The sequence below is a fragment of the Nocardia asteroides genome (assembly GCF_900637185.1).
GTDB classification, from domain to species: domain Bacteria; phylum Actinomycetota; class Actinomycetes; order Mycobacteriales; family Mycobacteriaceae; genus Nocardia; species Nocardia asteroides.
On sequence record NZ_LR134352.1, the window covers coordinates 1,320,576 to 1,334,522 of the forward strand.

16 protein-coding genes are annotated in these 13,947 nt (G+C 68.1%); 9 read left to right on the plus strand and 7 right to left on the minus strand.

The window, feature by feature from the left end:
* Positions 1-3: 3 nt before the first annotated feature.
* On the plus strand, positions 4-1,539 hold the full coding sequence (locus EL493_RS06330) for an acyl-CoA synthetase (protein ID WP_019044768.1): 1,536 nt from the start codon (positions 4-6) through the stop codon (positions 1,537-1,539).
* A gap of 13 nt (positions 1,540-1,552) precedes the next feature.
* On the opposite strand, the gene EL493_RS06335 is transcribed toward EL493_RS06330, so the two are convergent.
* On the minus strand, positions 1,553-2,551 hold the full coding sequence (locus EL493_RS06335) for a sigma-70 family RNA polymerase sigma factor (RefSeq protein WP_019044769.1): 999 nt from the start codon (positions 2,549-2,551) through the stop codon (positions 1,553-1,555).
* A 123-nt stretch (positions 2,552-2,674) separates the two neighbouring features.
* On the opposite strand from EL493_RS06335, the gene EL493_RS06340 reads away from it, so the two are divergent.
* Complete coding sequence (locus EL493_RS06340) at positions 2,675-3,091, plus strand: VOC family protein (RefSeq protein WP_019044770.1); 417 nt, start codon at positions 2,675-2,677, stop codon at positions 3,089-3,091.
* 52 nt (positions 3,092-3,143) lie between these two features.
* On the opposite strand, the gene EL493_RS06345 is transcribed toward EL493_RS06340, so the two are convergent.
* Complete coding sequence (locus EL493_RS06345) at positions 3,144-3,926, minus strand: crotonase/enoyl-CoA hydratase family protein (protein ID WP_019044771.1); 783 nt, start codon at positions 3,924-3,926, stop codon at positions 3,144-3,146.
* 61 nt (positions 3,927-3,987) lie between these two features.
* Between EL493_RS06345 and EL493_RS06350 the strand changes: the two genes are divergently transcribed.
* Complete coding sequence (locus EL493_RS06350) at positions 3,988-5,631, plus strand: acyl-CoA synthetase (RefSeq protein ID WP_019044772.1); 1,644 nt, start codon at positions 3,988-3,990, stop codon at positions 5,629-5,631.
* Between the two features lie 59 nt (positions 5,632-5,690).
* Here EL493_RS06350 and EL493_RS06355 read toward each other — a convergent pair whose 3' ends face one another.
* On the minus strand, positions 5,691-6,869 hold the full coding sequence (locus EL493_RS06355; RefSeq protein ID WP_019044773.1) for an FAD-dependent oxidoreductase: 1,179 nt from the start codon (positions 6,867-6,869) through the stop codon (positions 5,691-5,693).
* 100 nt (positions 6,870-6,969) lie between these two features.
* On the opposite strand from EL493_RS06355, the gene EL493_RS06360 reads away from it, so the two are divergent.
* Positions 6,970-7,554, plus strand: coding sequence for a TetR/AcrR family transcriptional regulator (locus tag EL493_RS06360; RefSeq protein ID WP_019044774.1), 585 nt, complete (start codon positions 6,970-6,972; stop codon positions 7,552-7,554).
* Positions 7,555-7,577: 23 nt separating this feature from the next.
* A complete protein-coding gene (locus EL493_RS06365) occupies positions 7,578-7,799 on the plus strand; it encodes a hypothetical protein (protein ID WP_022565833.1) in 222 nt (73 codons plus the stop codon).
* Positions 7,800-7,819: 20 nt separating this feature from the next.
* Here the strand turns inward: EL493_RS06365 and EL493_RS06370 are convergent, their stop codons facing one another.
* The 4 genes from EL493_RS06370 to EL493_RS06385 are packed head-to-tail and all read right to left on the minus strand — an operon-like array spanning position 7,820 to position 10,676.
* Complete coding sequence (locus EL493_RS06370) at positions 7,820-8,092, minus strand: hypothetical protein (RefSeq protein ID WP_030200649.1); 273 nt, start codon at positions 8,090-8,092, stop codon at positions 7,820-7,822.
* A 5-nt stretch (positions 8,093-8,097) separates the two neighbouring features.
* Entirely contained in the window at positions 8,098-8,328 is a 231-nt protein-coding gene (locus EL493_RS06375) for a hypothetical protein (protein WP_019044777.1), read from the minus strand.
* A gap of 38 nt (positions 8,329-8,366) precedes the next feature.
* Positions 8,367-9,461: an acyl-CoA dehydrogenase family protein gene (locus EL493_RS06380; RefSeq protein WP_019044778.1), complete on the minus strand. Its 1,095-nt coding sequence runs from the start codon at positions 9,459-9,461 to the stop codon at positions 8,367-8,369.
* Between the two features lie 21 nt (positions 9,462-9,482).
* A complete protein-coding gene (locus EL493_RS06385) occupies positions 9,483-10,676 on the minus strand; it encodes an acyl-CoA dehydrogenase family protein (protein ID WP_019044779.1) in 1,194 nt (397 codons plus the stop codon).
* A gap of 188 nt (positions 10,677-10,864) precedes the next feature.
* On the opposite strand from EL493_RS06385, the gene EL493_RS06390 reads away from it, so the two are divergent.
* The 4 genes from EL493_RS06390 to EL493_RS06405 all read left to right on the plus strand — a co-directional run bounded on the left by EL493_RS06390 (position 10,865) and on the right by EL493_RS06405 (position 13,945).
* Positions 10,865-11,053, plus strand: coding sequence for a ferredoxin (locus EL493_RS06390; RefSeq protein ID WP_019044780.1), 189 nt, complete (start codon positions 10,865-10,867; stop codon positions 11,051-11,053).
* Between the two features lie 43 nt (positions 11,054-11,096).
* A complete protein-coding gene (locus EL493_RS06395; RefSeq protein ID WP_019044781.1) occupies positions 11,097-11,999 on the plus strand; it encodes a 3-oxoacyl-ACP reductase in 903 nt (300 codons plus the stop codon).
* Between the two features lie 323 nt (positions 12,000-12,322).
* Positions 12,323-13,087 (plus strand): MlaE family ABC transporter permease, encoded by a 765-nt coding sequence (locus EL493_RS06400; RefSeq protein ID WP_019044782.1) that lies wholly within the window; start codon positions 12,323-12,325, stop codon positions 13,085-13,087.
* Positions 13,088-13,093: 6 nt separating this feature from the next.
* Complete coding sequence (locus EL493_RS06405) at positions 13,094-13,945, plus strand: MlaE family ABC transporter permease (RefSeq protein WP_022565834.1); 852 nt, start codon at positions 13,094-13,096, stop codon at positions 13,943-13,945.
* Positions 13,946-13,947: the final 2 nt, after the last annotated feature.

The following is a 13,947-nucleotide window of genomic DNA, read 5'->3' on the forward strand; positions in this document are numbered from 1 at the left end:
GGGGTGAGCAGCCAGCAGACAACGGAAGTCCTCGGACTGTGGAATATCGCCGCGGCCGATCCCGAGCGGATCGCCGTCGTCGACCCGGACGGCAGGGAGATCAGCTATCGAGAATTGGCCACCCTCGCCAACCGCTACGCCAACGGGCTGCGCGGCATCGGATTGCGCACCGGCGACGTGGTCGTCAGCATGCTGCACAACGGTGTGGAGGCGATCGCCGCGTACTTCGCCGCCTACCAGGCGGGCCTCTACATCGTCGCGGTGAACTGGCACCTCACCGCGCCCGAGATCGCCTACATCCTCGGCGACAGCGAAGCCTCGGCGTTCCTGGCCAGTGAGCGGTTCGCCGCCACCGCGGCCGAGGCCGCCGACCTGGCGAATCTGCCCGCCGACGCCCGCTTCTCGGCGGGCACCATCGAGGGGTTCCGGCCGGTGTCGTGGCTCGGCGCCGCCGACACCGGACGCCCCGACGAGCGTTCGGTCGGCGCGCCGATGCTCTACACCTCCGGCACCACCGGTCGCCCCAAGGGCGTTCGCCGCCCGCTGACCGGCGCCGATCCCGACCAGGTCCCCGCGCCGAACAAGGCCTTCTTCGCCCTGTTCGAGCTCGCCCCCTACGACGAGCACGTGCACATCTGCGGTTCGCCGCTGTATCACACGGCCGTGTTGAACTTCTCGACGATCTCCATCCAGATGGGGCACAAGCTGGTGCTCATGGACAAGTGGGATCCCGAGGACATGCTGGCGCTGATCGAGCGCCACAAGGTGACGCACAGCCACATGGTGCCCACCCAGTTCCATCGCCTGCTCGCCCTCCCCGAGGACGTGCGCGGCCGCTACGACGTGTCCTCGCTGCGCAGCATGGTGCACGGCGCGGCGCCGTGCCCGCAGGCGACCAAGCGCCAGATGCTCGACTGGTGGGGTCCGGTCGTCACCGAGTACTACGCGGCCACCGAGGGCGGCGGCACGGTGATCAACGGGACCGAGTGGCTGAACAAGCCGGGCTCGGTCGGCAAGGCCTGGCCGTGGTCGGTCATCAAGATCCTCGACGAGACCGACGGTTCCGAACTGCCCGCGGGCAAAGAGGGCATGGTCTACATGAAGATGGGCGCCTCCAGCTTCGAGTACCACCATGCCAAGGAGAAGACCGAGGAGTCGCGCGTCGGTGACCTGTTCACCGTCGGCGACATCGGCTACCTCGACGAGGACGGCTACCTGTTCCTCTGCGACCGCCGCTCCGACCTGATCCTGTCCGGTGGCGTGAACATCTACCCGGCCGAGATCGAGGGCGTGCTGATGAGCCACCCGAAGGTGGCCGACGTGGCGGTTCTCGGTGTGCCCGACCCGGATTGGGGCCAGCAGGTCAAGGCGTTCGTGCAGCCGGTGGACGGCGCGAACGGCGACGACGAACTCACCGCGGAGATCCTGGAGTTCGCCGCCGGTCAGCTCGCCAAGTACAAGCTGCCCCGCACGGTGGAATTCCGTGCGGAGCTGCCGCGCGACCCCAACGGCAAGCTGTACAAGCGTCGCCTGCTCTGAGAACCGGTGCCGCTCAGACGGCCTCGCGCCACTCCGGCGCGAGGCCGAACAGCGGGAAGAGCTTCTCGGTGTCGAGGAAGAAGTTGAGGCCGGCGATGGTCTCGCCCTCGAGTTCCAGCACCGTGATCGACCACGGCACCCAGACACCGGGCTCCTCGCTCGGCTTGTAGTGACCGAAGGCGGGCAGTCCGTTCGCGCCCGCCAGCGGCACCATGCGGGAATTGCGGCAGGCGCTGCCGGTGCTGAGCATGAACGCGGCCACGTTCTCCGGCCCGGAGATCCACAGGTCGAAGGGCGGCATCGACAGTGCCACATCGGCTTTGAGCAGCGTGGTGAGCGCGTCCATGTCGTAGGCCTCGAAGGCCTGCACGAAATCGTCGACGAGCTTGCGCTGTCCCGGATCGGATTCGTCGAAACCGTCGGTGACGGTGGGCTGCACCTTGGACATGGTGGCCCTGGCCCGCTGCAACGCGCTGTTCACCGACGCGGGCGACATCATCAGCGCCTCGGCGGTCTCGCTCGCCGAGAAGCGCAGCACCTCGCGCATGATCAGGATGGCGCGCTGGGTGGCGGGCAGATGCTGACAGGCGGCCACGAACGCCAGCCGCAGGGTGTCCTTGGTGGACGCGTGCTCGGCCGGGTCGGCGCCGAAGGCCAGCGCGTTCGGGATGGGTTCGATCCACACGTAGTCGGGCTGCGGGGCGGGCAGCGGCGAATCCGGCCTGCCGGGCCCGTTCAGATCCATCGGTCTGGCGCGGCTCTGTGGCCGGTCGAGCATGTCCAGACAGATATTGGTGGCGATCTTGTACAGCCACGAGCGCAGACTCGCGCGGCCCTCGAACGAATCGTAGGAGCGCCAGGCGCGGGTGAAGGTCTCCTGCACCGCGTCCTCGGCCTCGAACGAGGAACCGAGCATGCGGTAGGCGTACGCGCACAATTCGCGCCGGTGGGTCTCGAATTCGGCCAGGACCTCGGGGTCGGGACCGGTGGTGGTGACTGTGGCGTCGCTCATAGTTTCCCACGATGCCACAGGGGTCCGACACTCGACAGAGGTGAAAACGGACCGATGAATCGGCGGGCCTCGCCGCGTCTACATGAACGAGACCGCAACGACGCTCCCGAAAGGCTGACACCCATGAGCAGCAAGATGATCTTCATCAACCTCCCCGTCGCCGACCTCGACCGCTCCAAGAGCTTCTACGAGGCGCTGGGCTGGAAGGTCAACGAGGATTTCACCGATCAGAACGCGTCGTGCATCGTCATCGACGACAACATCTGCCTGATGCTGCTGACCAAGCCGTTCTTCTCCACCTTCAGCCCCCGCCCGATCGCCGACACGATCAACACCGCCGCCGCGGGCTACGCGCTCTCGCTGGCCAGCGCGGAGGAAGTCGACGCGCTCACCGACGCGGCCGTCGCGGCTGGCGCGACCGAGCAGGTCAACGAGGACAAGCGCGCCCAGGAGGCCCAGGTGGGCATGCACGGCCGCACCTTCCTCGACCCCGACGGCCACCAGTGGGAGCCGTTCTACATGAACTACCCGGGCGCGTAGCGTCCGGCCGGACAGGGCGCGTGGCCGACGGCCGGCGCCCTGTCCGCGGTGACTACTGCCCGGTGAAGTTCGGCTTGCGCTTCTCGGCGAAGGCGCGCGGACCTTCCTTGGCGTCGGCCGACCGGAACACCTCGATGCCGATCTTCGCCTCGATGGGGAACGCCTCGTTCTCCGGCATCGCCTCGGTCTCGCGCAGCGTGCGCAGCATCGCCTGGACGGCGAGCGGGCCGTTGTCGGCGATCTGGCCGGCCAGTGCCAGGGCCTTGTCGAGGGCGGTGCCGTCGGGGACCACGTGGCCGATCAGGCCGATCTCCTTGGCCTCGGCGGCGGTGATGTGCCGGCCGGTCAGCAGCAGATCGGCGGCCACGGTGTAGGGGATCTGGCGGGCCAGCCGCACCGCGGAACCGCCGAGCGGGAACAGGCCCCAGCGGGCCTCGGAGACGCCGAACTTGGCGCTTTCCCCGGCCACGCGCAGGTCGGTGCCCTGCAGGATCTCGGTGCCGCCCGCGATGGCCGGGCCCTCGACCGCCGCGATCAGCGGCTTGGCCAGGCGCCGGCCCTTCAGCAGGGCGGGCAGGTAGGCCGGATCCCAGCTGCCCGCGGAGGCGGTGTCGCCGGGATGCTGCGCGCTCATCGCCTTCAGATCCATCCCTGCGCAGAAGGCCCCACCCGCACCGGTGAGGATCGCGACGCGGATATCCGGATCGCTGTCCACCTGGTCCCAGGCGTCGCGCATGATCGCCATCATCTCGCCCGACAGGGCGTTGCGCGCCTCCGGCCGATTCATCGTGACGATGAGGACGTGGTCTCGCTTCTCGACCAGACAGTGGGCCATTTTGGATATCTCCTGACGTTCGACCTTGTCAGAAACAGTAACACGTTCTATTTTTGTTCCTGTGAGCTACAACATAGCCGATCTCGTCGAACACGCCGTCGACCTGATGCCCGACCGGATCGTGCTGGTCGGCGAACATCGCGAGTCGACCTACGCCGAACTGGAGGAGCGGGCCAACAAACTGGCCCACTACCTGCTGGAACAGGGTGTGAAACCCGGCGACAAAGTCGGAATCTACTCCCGGAACACCGTCGAGGCCGTCGAAGCGATGGTCGCGATCTTCAAGGCGCGGGCGGTGATGATCAACGTCAACTACCGCTACGTCGAGAACGAGTTACTGCACATCTTCGACAACTCGGACATGGTGGCGCTGATCCATGAGCGCCGCTACACCGACAAGGTCGCGGCGGTGCTGCCCAAGGTGCCCGCGCTGCAGACCGTGCTCGTCGTCGAGGACGGCACCGACGGCCCGACCGCGCCCGGCACGGTCGAGTACGAGGCGGCGCTGGCGGCGTCCTCCGGGGAGCGTGACTTCGGCGAGCGCTCGCCCGACGACATCTACATGCTCTACACCGGTGGCACCACGGGCCTGCCCAAGGGCGTCATGTGGCGGCACGAGGATGTCTGGCGCGTACTCGGCGCCGGCATCAACTTCATCACCGGCGAGTACACCAAGGACGAGTGGGAGCTGGCCAAGGTCGGCGCGGCCAACCCGCAGATGGTCCGGTACCCGATCCCGCCGATGATCCACGGCGGCGCGCAGTGGGCCACCTTCCACAGCCTGTTCGGCGGCGGCAAGGCCGTGATGATCCCCGAGTTCAGCGGCCACGGCGTCTGGCAGGCCGTCGACAAGCACAAGATCAACCTGATCTTCATCACCGGCGACGCGATGGCCCGCCCGATGCTCGACGCGCTGGAGGAGGGCAACCCGGAAACCGGTGAGCCCTACGACCTTTCGTCGCTGTATGTGCTGGCCAGCAGCGCGGCGCTGTTCTCGCCGCCGCTCAAGGACAAGTTCCTGGAGCTGCTGCCCAACCGCCTGCTCACCGACTCGATCGGCTCCTCGGAGACCGGCTTCGGCGGCCTGGCGACGATCGCCAAGGGCCAGACCCACACCGGCGGCCCGCGGGTGAAGATCGACGCGGCCACCCAGGTGCTCGACGAGGAAGGCAATCCGGTCGAGCCGGGTTCCGGCGTCGTCGGCCTGCTGGCGCGCAGCGGCCACATCCCGCTCGGCTACTACAAGGACGAGGTCAAGTCGGCCGCGACGTTCAAGGAGTTCAACGGGAAGCGCTACGCGATCCCCGGCGACTTCGCCCGCGTCGAGGAGGACGGCACCGTCACCATGCTCGGCCGTGGTTCGGTGAGCATCAACAGCGGTGGCGAGAAGATCTACCCCGAAGAGGTCGAGGGCGCGCTCAAGGCGCATCCGGAGATCTTCGACGCGCTGGTCGTCGGGGTCGAGGACGAGCGCTGGGGCCAGCGGGTCGTCGCGGTGGTGCAGTGTCGCGGCGAATCCCGGCCGACGCTGGCCGAGCTGAAGCCGGTTCTCACCCAGGAGATCGCGTCGTACAAGCTGCCGCGCAGCCTGTGGTTCGTCGACGAGATCAAGCGTTCGCCCGCGGGCAAGCCGGACTACCGGTGGGCCAAGGCGCAGACCGACGAGCGGCCTGCCGACGAGCACGCCGAGGCGGGATCCGCTTAGATATCCACAGCAGCAGGGGCCCTTCCGGCAATGTCGCCGGAAGGGCCCCTGTCCGTGTGTCAGCGGTTGGCGAGCTCGGCGAGTTGGTAGGCCAGCTTGCCGCGGACCGCGGGGATGCCGGTGAGCAGGCGCATCGCGGTGTTGCGCGCGACCCGGGCGGGCGCCGACTGGAGGGTGGCCATCCTGGTCATCCGGTCGGTGAAGGCGACGACCTCGAGCGCCACCGGCCTGCGGACCGTCTCGTACTCGTCGAGCAGCGAATCCGGCGCGCCCGCCACCACTTTCGCCAGCAGTCCGGCCAGCATGGCGGCGTCCTGGATGCCGGTGTTCATGCCCTGTCCGCCCGCCGGGCTGTGCACGTGCGCGGCGTCGCCCGCGAGCAGCGCCCGGCCCGCGCGGTAGTGGTCGGCGACGCGGTGGTGCACGCGGAACCGTGAGCTCCACAGCACCTCGTCGACCTGGACGTTTCCTGCCGGGCCGCGGGCGTCGAGAATGGCCTGGATATCGGCGCGGGTGGGGTGTTCCCTCGCGTCGTCCACAGTGGCGACCACGCGATAGCGCTCCTGCGCCGCGTCCGGCAGCGGCGCGACCACGGTGACGCCCTCCGGCGAAAGATGCAGCGACACTTCGGTGCGCGGGGTCGGCCAGCTCATCCGGACATCGGCGAGAACGAACGACGCGGGGTAGGTGTCGCCGGTGAAGCCGATGCCTGCCTGCTCGCGCACCACGCTGTGCATGCCGTCGGCGCCGATCACGTAGTCGGCGGCGATGGTGCCGGGCTGATCGTCGCTATCGGTGTATTCGACCGTGACACCGCCGTTTTCGTCGGCGACACGGGTCACCGTGAGCGGCCGGTGCACGCTGCCGCCCGCGCGGTGCAGCCGGTCGAGCAGCACCTGCTCGGTGACGTCCTGCGGAATCATCAGCGTGTACGGGAATTTCGTGGGCAGCTCGCCGAATTCGATGGTGGCCAACGTCTTCGCGCCGTCGTGCACCTTGAAGGTCGGCACCTCGATGCCGCGGGCGACCAGCTCGTCGGCGATCCCGAGCTCGGCCAGCACCTCGAGAGTCCTGGCGTGCACCACCGCGGCCCGCGAGGTATTGGCGCCTTCGCCGAGCCGGTCGATGAGGACGTGGTCGACGCCGGCTTCGGCGAGCACGATCGCGGCGGTGAGCCCGGCGGGGCCCGCGCCGACGATGACGACGGAGGTGGTGGCGGGGAGCTGGGTGGCGGACATCTGCGACTCCTGGTCAACGCTTGTTTGCCAACGCTTGTAGGCATAACGGTAAACCCGGCCGTGGATGAATGTCAACAGTTGTTGGCCTACACTTGTTGGCATGACTTCCGCCGATCAGCACACCCCGGCTCGCCGCTCGGATGCCACCAAGGCCGTCATCCTCGACGCCGCGCGGGCGCGCTTCGCCGTCGACGGCTACGCCAAGGCGACCATCCGCGCCATCGCCGCCGACGCGGAAATCGACCCGTCCATGGTCATGCGGTATTTCGGCAGCAAGGACGGGCTCTTCGCGGCGGCCGTCCAGATCGACCTGGACCTGCCCGATCTCGCGGCCGCACCGCCCGAAGCCATGGGTGAGCTGCTGGTCCGGCGGTTCCTGGCGATCTGGGAGGGCCGCGAGAACACGGTCCTGCTGATCCTGCTGCGGTCCTCGATCACCGACGACAAGGTCGCCGATCGCTTCCGCGCGATCTTCGCCGAACAGGTCCTGCCCGCGGTCCTGCGCTTCGGCGACCCCGCCGACGCCCCCCGCCGCGGCGGCCTCGTGGTCACCCAACTCCTCGGCATCGCCCTGTGCCGCTACATCCTGCGCCTACCCCCGGTCGTCGAAATGCGCCCCGACCAACTCATCGCCGACGTCTCCCCGGTCATCCAGGGCTACCTGACCTCGGTGCCGGATCGCTAGTTGGCGGCGCGTAACGTGGGCACATGGACGGACCCAGCGAACCTGCCGGTTGCGAGCGCCGGTTCAGCGAAGTCGCGCGCGAGGTGCTTCGTGTGAGTGCCGAGCTGAATCGTCGGCTGGCGGAAGGCTCCTGCGTGAATAAGCCCGTGTCGGCTGGGGCTGACGATGGGCAGGCGGAAGTGCCGGCGATGTCGGCGGACTTCGCCGTGCGCCATCGACATCTGTCGAACCGGCTCGCCGAGTAGACAGTGCGGCGAGCAGCCCGTCAGGAGGCGAGGAGTGGGCCGTACTTCTGGCGAGCGGCCTCGCCGGACGTGCCGACTTCGGCGCCGATGGTCGACCACGGCACGCCCCGCTCTCGTGCGGCGGCGACACCGTCGATGACCTGTCGTTCCGCTTCGGCCCTTGCGACCACGGCCGCTCGCAAAGCGGCGAGCGCGGCGGGGTCACGCTGATCGTCCACCCGCGGCTCGTAGTTCTCGAATCGCTTCGCCAGCTCGTCGGCATGGGCGAGGATGTCTTTGGTCGTACGTGGCATGTTCATCACCTCAGAAACTTCGGCCGGGCTTCCATCGCGTGGATGATGACGTGGGAGTCGGTGCTGGTCACATAGCCGATTTCCAACATCGTCGCGTCCATTGCCGGTCCGATGAGCATGATGAAACCGTCATCGAGATCGAACGCGGCGAGCGCATTATTGAAAGCGTGCACCATGTCGCCGGAGTCGATGCCGTGCTTGTAGGCACTTGACGCGATCACCGGTTCCGGCTGCATGACGCCAAGTTACCTTGCTGTCATGCAGCCCGCAAGGTCTACGCCAGTTCCGTGCCGAGGGCGAGGAGGTGGGGGGTGGCGGCGCCGAGGGCGAATTCGTGGTGCTTGGCGGCGGTGAAGTAGTTGTGGACGATGTGGTCGCGGTCGATACCGATGCCGCCGTGGACGTGGACGACGGTGTGGGCGACGCGGTGGCCCGCGTCGGCCGCCCAGAACTTGGCGATGTGGATGGCCTCGGTGGCGGGCAGGCCCTCGGCGACGCGCCAGGCGGCCTGGGTGACGGTCAGGCGCAGGCCCTGGACGTCGATGTAGGCGTCGGCCAGGCGCTGGGCGACGGACTGGAACGAGCCGATGGCCTTGCCGAATTGTTCGCGGGTGCGGGTGTATTCGGCGGTCAGTTCGAGTGCGCGCTCCAGGGTGCCCAGCTGCAGGGCGGCGAGCCCGAGCCATGCCTGTTCCCGCAGCCAGGTGAGGATCTCGGCACCCGCGGCCACCGAGCCGACCAATTCGCCCGGGGTGGCCGCGAATTCGACCAGGAACTCGGGGGAGAGGTCGACGACCTGCTGCGCGGAGCGGGTCACCGAGGCGTGATCGGGATCGATCGCGAAGACCGCGACGCCCTCGGCGGTGCGCGCGGGCACCAGGATTCGTTCGGCCCGATCGGCATAGGGAACGGTCGTCGCGGTGCCGGTCAGCGTCCACGCGTCGCCGGCCGCCGTGGCGGTGATGCCCGGCGTGCCGGTGGTGGCGAGGTTCTCCTCGGCGAGCGCGGCGGTGAGCACGACCTCGCCTGCCCCGGCGCGCGCCGCGAGTTCCTGCTGCGCGGTGTCGCCGAAGCGGGCCAGCGCGCCCGCGCCGAGGACGATCGACCACAGGTAGGGCACCGCGGCCACGGAACGGCCGAGCTCGCGCAGGATCGCGGTCTGCTCGAGCATCCCGAAACCGCCGCCGCCCTGGGCGTCCGGCAGGGCCGCGGTGAGCACGCCGGTCTCGGCGAGCGACTTCCACAGCTGCTCGTCGAAGCGGCCGTTGACGTCCAGTTCGCGCACCCGGTCGGCGGTGACCAGCTTGGCGCAGATCTCGGCGGTCAGCCGGGCGAGATCGGTCTGGGCTTCGGTGGGAGTGAAATCCATGATGGGTACCGGCTTTCGGGATCAGCGGGCCGCGGCGGGCTGGCGCAGGGCGGTCATGGCGATGATGTCGCGCTGCACCTCGTTGGTGCCGCCGCCGAAGGTGAGGATCAGCGCGGCCCGGTGCATCCGCTCGAGCCTGCCGAGCAGCACCGCGCCGGGGGAGTCCTGGCGCAGGTAGGCGTGCGAGCCGACGACCTCCATCAGCAGGCGGTAGGCCTCGGTGGCCAGCTCGGTGCCGTAGACCTTGCACGCCGAGGCGTCCCACGGCCGCGGCGCCGCCTCGCCGCCCAGGTCGGCACGGCTGGCGATCTCCCAGTTCAGCAGCTTGAGGTATTCGACCTTGGCGTGCACGCGCGCCAGGTTGAGCTTGGCCCATTCCTGATCGATGACGCGTGAGCCGTCGGGCAGGGTGGTGTTGCGCGCCCATTCCACGGTCTGGCCGACGGCCAGGCTCAGCGGCCCGGCGGAGGTCAGCGCGACGCGCTCGTGGTTGAGCTGGTTGGTGATCAGCGACCAGCCGCCGTTCTCCGGGCCCACGATGGACGAGGCGGGCACCCGCACGTCCTGGTAGTAGGTGGCGCTGGTGTCGGGCCCGGCCATCGTGTGTACCGGCGTCCAGGAGAAGCCCTCGACATCGGTGGGCACGATGAACATCGTGATGCCCTTGTGCTTCTTCGCGGTCGGGTCGGTGCGCACCGCCAGCCAGATGTAGTCGGCGTAGGCGATCAGGCTGGTCCACATCTTCTGGCCGTTGATGACGAAGTCGTCGCCGTCGCGCACGGCCGAGGTGCGCAGCGAGGCCAGGTCGGTGCCGGCGCCGGGCTCGGAGTAGCCGATGGAGAAGTGCAGTTCGCCCGAGGCGATCTTGGGCAGGAAGAACTTCTTCTGCTCCTCGGTGCCGTACTGCATGATCGTCGGCGCGACCGAATTCAGGGTGAGGAAGGGGACGGGCGCACCGGCGATGGCGGCCTCCTCGACGAAGATCAGCTGATCCATCGTCGTGCGGTCCTGGCCGCCGTACTCCTTGGGCCAGCTCAGCGTGAGCCAGCCGTCCTTGCCCATCTGGCGCACGACCTCGCGGTAGACGTTGCCCTCGCCGTACTCGCCGGTCTGCAGGCTCAGCGCCGCGCGCCGTTCCGGCGTCATCAGCCGGGCGAAATACTCGCGCAGCTCGGCGCGCAATTCTTCCTGCTGCGGCGTATACGCGACGCGCATGGTTCCTACCTCGGTCTCAGCTGCGGAAACGGACGTCGGCGGGGCGCAGGGGATGGGCCCCGCCGAAACCGATCATTGCATACGAACTGGAACATGTTCCAGTATTGACAGTGAATCGGCAGCTGTTCCGCCGCGCGGGCCATGCTGTCTGGGTTAGTGTCGCGGAGACCGCGTGGAAGGAAGTTCTCATGAAGATCATCGTCGATTTCGACCGGTGCGAAGCGAACGGCGTGTGCGTAGGAATCGCCCCTGACATGTTTGAACTCGATGACGACGACAACCTGCACGTGCTCGAGGGCGATGTGGCCGACGATCGCGTCGCCGATGTCGAGGAAGCGGTGGCGCAGTGTCCCAAGGCCGCGCTGAGGTTGGCGTGATCCGGTCTTGCCGGAGAGTGAAACACGTTCTAAAGTCGGCCCGATGAGTGTGATGCAGACTTCACTGGACGGCCGGGTCGCGATCGTGACCGGCGCGGGCGCGGGTCTCGGCCGGGCCGAGGCACTCGCGCTGGCCGCGGCGGGCGCGGCCGTGGTCGTCAACGACCTCACCGAGGACGCCGCCGCCGAGACCATCGCCGCGATCCGCGAGCTGGGCGGCAAGGCGGAGTTCGTCGGTGGCAGCATCGCCGAGCGCTCCACCGCCGACGCGCTGATCGCGACCGCCCAGGAATCCCTCGGCGGCCTCGACATCGTCGTCAACAACGCGGGCATCACCCGCGACCGCATGCTGTTCAACATGTCCGACGAGGACTTCGACGCGGTGATCGCGGTGCATCTGCGCGGTCACTTCCTGCTCTCGCGCAACGCGGGCGCCTACTGGCGCTCGGCCTCCAAGGCCGCGGGCGAGCCGGTGTACGGCCGGCTGGTCAACACCTCCTCGGAGGCGGGGCTGCTCGGGCCGGAGGGCCAGGCGAACTACGGTGCGGCGAAGGCGGGTATCACCGCGCTGACGCTGTCGGCCGCGCGTGGCCTGTCGCGCTTCGGCGTGCGCTCGAACGCGATCTGCCCGCGGGCGCGCACCGCGATGACCGAGGCCGTCTTCTCTGACGCGCCCGAGGGCACCGTCGACCCGCTGGCGCCCGAACACGTGGCCAAGCTCGTCGCCTACCTGGCCTCGCCCGCCGCCGACGCGGTGAACGGTCAGGTCTTCGTCGTCTACGGGCCGATGGTCGCGCTGATGGCGGCTCCGGAGGTCGAGGCGCGCTTCGACGCCGCGGGCGCGGAGTGGTCCGAGGGCGACCTCGCGGCGACGCTGTCCGGCTACTTCTCCGAGCGTCCCGCCGACCACACGTTCTCGGCTCGCGCGCTGCGCGATCTGGGCTGATTCCGGCGGCGCGGTTTGCCAGATGGTGGCCCGCGCCGAACTCCGGCGCTCGTGTTTGTCGTGTTGTGTTGAACACCGGTCCAGCTGTTGGTAGACATGAGCGTCGGGGTGTGTGACGCCTCACAGGAGGTGTCGGGCGTTTCGGTAAGGTTTCGTTTCAGTTCGGCGGCACATTTTTCGAAAAAGTGCCGGTAAAAGTCCCTCCAAACGCCAGACATCAATAGGAACATGTTCTAGTCTTTGGGCAGTCTTCAGAACGGGGTGGCGGTGAAGTACGGGTACGCGGGTCGATCGATCCGCCCGTCGAAGAAGGAGGAATTCGCGTGAACGACCTCCTTGCTGTCCCGTTACGGGCGGTCGGCGGATTCTTCGAACTCGGCGCGGACGTGGCCAAGGCCGCGGTCCGGCGCCCGTTCCAGTGGCGTGAGTTCATCGACCAGTCGTGGTTCGTCGCTCGCGTCTCGATCGTGCCGACGCTGTTGGTGGCGATCCCGTTCACGGTGCTGGTGGTCTTCACCCTCAACATCCTGTTGCGCGAGATCGGCGCCGCCGACCTCAGCGGGGCGGCGGCCGCGTTCGGCGCCGTCACGCAGGTCGGTCCCATCGTCACGGTGCTGATCGTGGCGGGCGCGGGCGCCACCGCGATCTGCGCCGACCTGGGCGCGCGCACCATCCGCGAAGAGATCGACGCGATGAAGGTACTCGGCATCGACCCGGTCAGCCGGCTGGTGGTGCCCCGCGTGCTGGCCTCGATGTTCGTGGCGCTGATGCTCAACAGCCTGGTGTGCACCGTCGGCATCGTGGGTGGCTTCGCCTTCTCGGTCTTCCTGCAGGGGGTGAACCCCGGCGCGTTCGTCAACGGCATTCCGCTGCTGACGAATCTGCCCGAGCTGATCATCTCCGAGATCAAGGCCGGCCTGTTCGGGCTGATCGCCGGAATGGTCGCCTGTTATCTCGGATTGCAGGTGAAAGGCGGCCCCAAGAGTGTCGGCGACGCGGTGAACCAAACAGTGGTATTCGCCTTCATGGCCCTGTTCGTGGTGAATGTCGTCGTCACCGCGATCGGCCTGAAATTCACGGTGCGGTGAGGCGAAATGGCATTCATTGTTCGCAGTAAGTTCCCCCGCACGGTCCGCCGTTTCGAACGCGCGTCGAAATCCGTGGACTCCCTGGGCGACAAGGCGATCTTTTTCGTCAAGGCGCTCGGTTCGGTGCCGCGCGCGCTGGTGCACTACCGCACCGAGACCATCCGGCTCATCGCCGAGATCAGCATGGGCAGTGGCGCGTTGGCGGTGATCGGCGGCACCGTCGTGATCGTCGGCTTCCTGACCCTGATGGCGGGTGGCACCATCGCGGTGCAGGGTTACAGCTCGCTCGGCAATATCGGCGTCGAGGCACTGACCGGCTTCTTCGCCGCCTTCATCAACGTCCGCATCGCCGCCCCGGTGATCTCCGGCATCGGCCTGGCCGCCACCATCGGCGCGGGCGCGACCGCCCAGCTCGGCGCCATGCGCGTGGCCGAGGAGATCGACGCGCTGGAATCGATGGCGATCCGGCCCGTTCCGTTCCTCGTCGGTACCCGGGTGCTGGCCGGCTTGATCGCCATCGTGCCGCTCTACGCGCTCGCGGTGATCGCCTCCTTCCTCGCCAGCCGCTTCGCGACCGTGGTGATCTACGGGCAGTCGGCCGGCGTCTACGACCACTACTTCTCGACGTTCCTCATCCCGAGCGACATCCTCTGGTCGTTCGCGCAGGCGATCGTCATGGCGTTGGCCGTCATGCTGATCCACACCTACTTCGGTTTCACCGCCGCGGGCGGACCGGTGGGTGTCGGTGTCGCGGTCGGCAACGCGGTGCGGGCTTCGCTGGTCGCGGTCGTCACTGTGACGCTGCTGATCTCGCTGGCCATCTACGGCACCTCCGGCAACTTCCACCTCTCGGGATAGCG

What these genes read in the sequence shown, in the direction of transcription:
- EL493_RS06395 (WP_019044781.1), top strand. Translation starts at nt 11,097, where the DNA reads ATGAGTGTGATGCAGACTTCACTGGACGGCCGGGTCGCGATCGTGACC.
- EL493_RS06365 (WP_022565833.1), top strand. Translation starts at nt 7,578, where the DNA reads ATGGACGGACCCAGCGAACCTGCCGGTTGCGAGCGCCGGTTCAGCGAA.
- EL493_RS06355 (WP_019044773.1), bottom strand. Translation starts at nt 6,869, where the DNA reads ATGTCCGCCACCCAGCTCCCCGCCACCACCTCCGTCGTCATCGTCGGC.
- EL493_RS06405 (WP_022565834.1), top strand. Translation starts at nt 13,094, where the DNA reads ATGGCATTCATTGTTCGCAGTAAGTTCCCCCGCACGGTCCGCCGTTTC.
- EL493_RS06385 (WP_019044779.1), bottom strand. Translation starts at nt 10,676, where the DNA reads ATGCGCGTCGCGTATACGCCGCAGCAGGAAGAATTGCGCGCCGAGCTG.
- EL493_RS06370 (WP_030200649.1), bottom strand. Translation starts at nt 8,092, where the DNA reads ATGCCACGTACGACCAAAGACATCCTCGCCCATGCCGACGAGCTGGCG.
- EL493_RS06340 (WP_019044770.1), top strand. Translation starts at nt 2,675, where the DNA reads ATGAGCAGCAAGATGATCTTCATCAACCTCCCCGTCGCCGACCTCGAC.
- EL493_RS06375 (WP_019044777.1), bottom strand. Translation starts at nt 8,328, where the DNA reads ATGCAGCCGGAACCGGTGATCGCGTCAAGTGCCTACAAGCACGGCATC.
- EL493_RS06345 (WP_019044771.1), bottom strand. Translation starts at nt 3,926, where the DNA reads ATGGCCCACTGTCTGGTCGAGAAGCGAGACCACGTCCTCATCGTCACG.
- EL493_RS06380 (WP_019044778.1), bottom strand. Translation starts at nt 9,461, where the DNA reads ATGGATTTCACTCCCACCGAAGCCCAGACCGATCTCGCCCGGCTGACC.
- EL493_RS06390 (WP_019044780.1), top strand. Translation starts at nt 10,865, where the DNA reads ATGAAGATCATCGTCGATTTCGACCGGTGCGAAGCGAACGGCGTGTGC.
- EL493_RS06360 (WP_019044774.1), top strand. Translation starts at nt 6,970, where the DNA reads ATGACTTCCGCCGATCAGCACACCCCGGCTCGCCGCTCGGATGCCACC.
- EL493_RS06335 (WP_019044769.1), bottom strand. Translation starts at nt 2,551, where the DNA reads ATGAGCGACGCCACAGTCACCACCACCGGTCCCGACCCCGAGGTCCTG.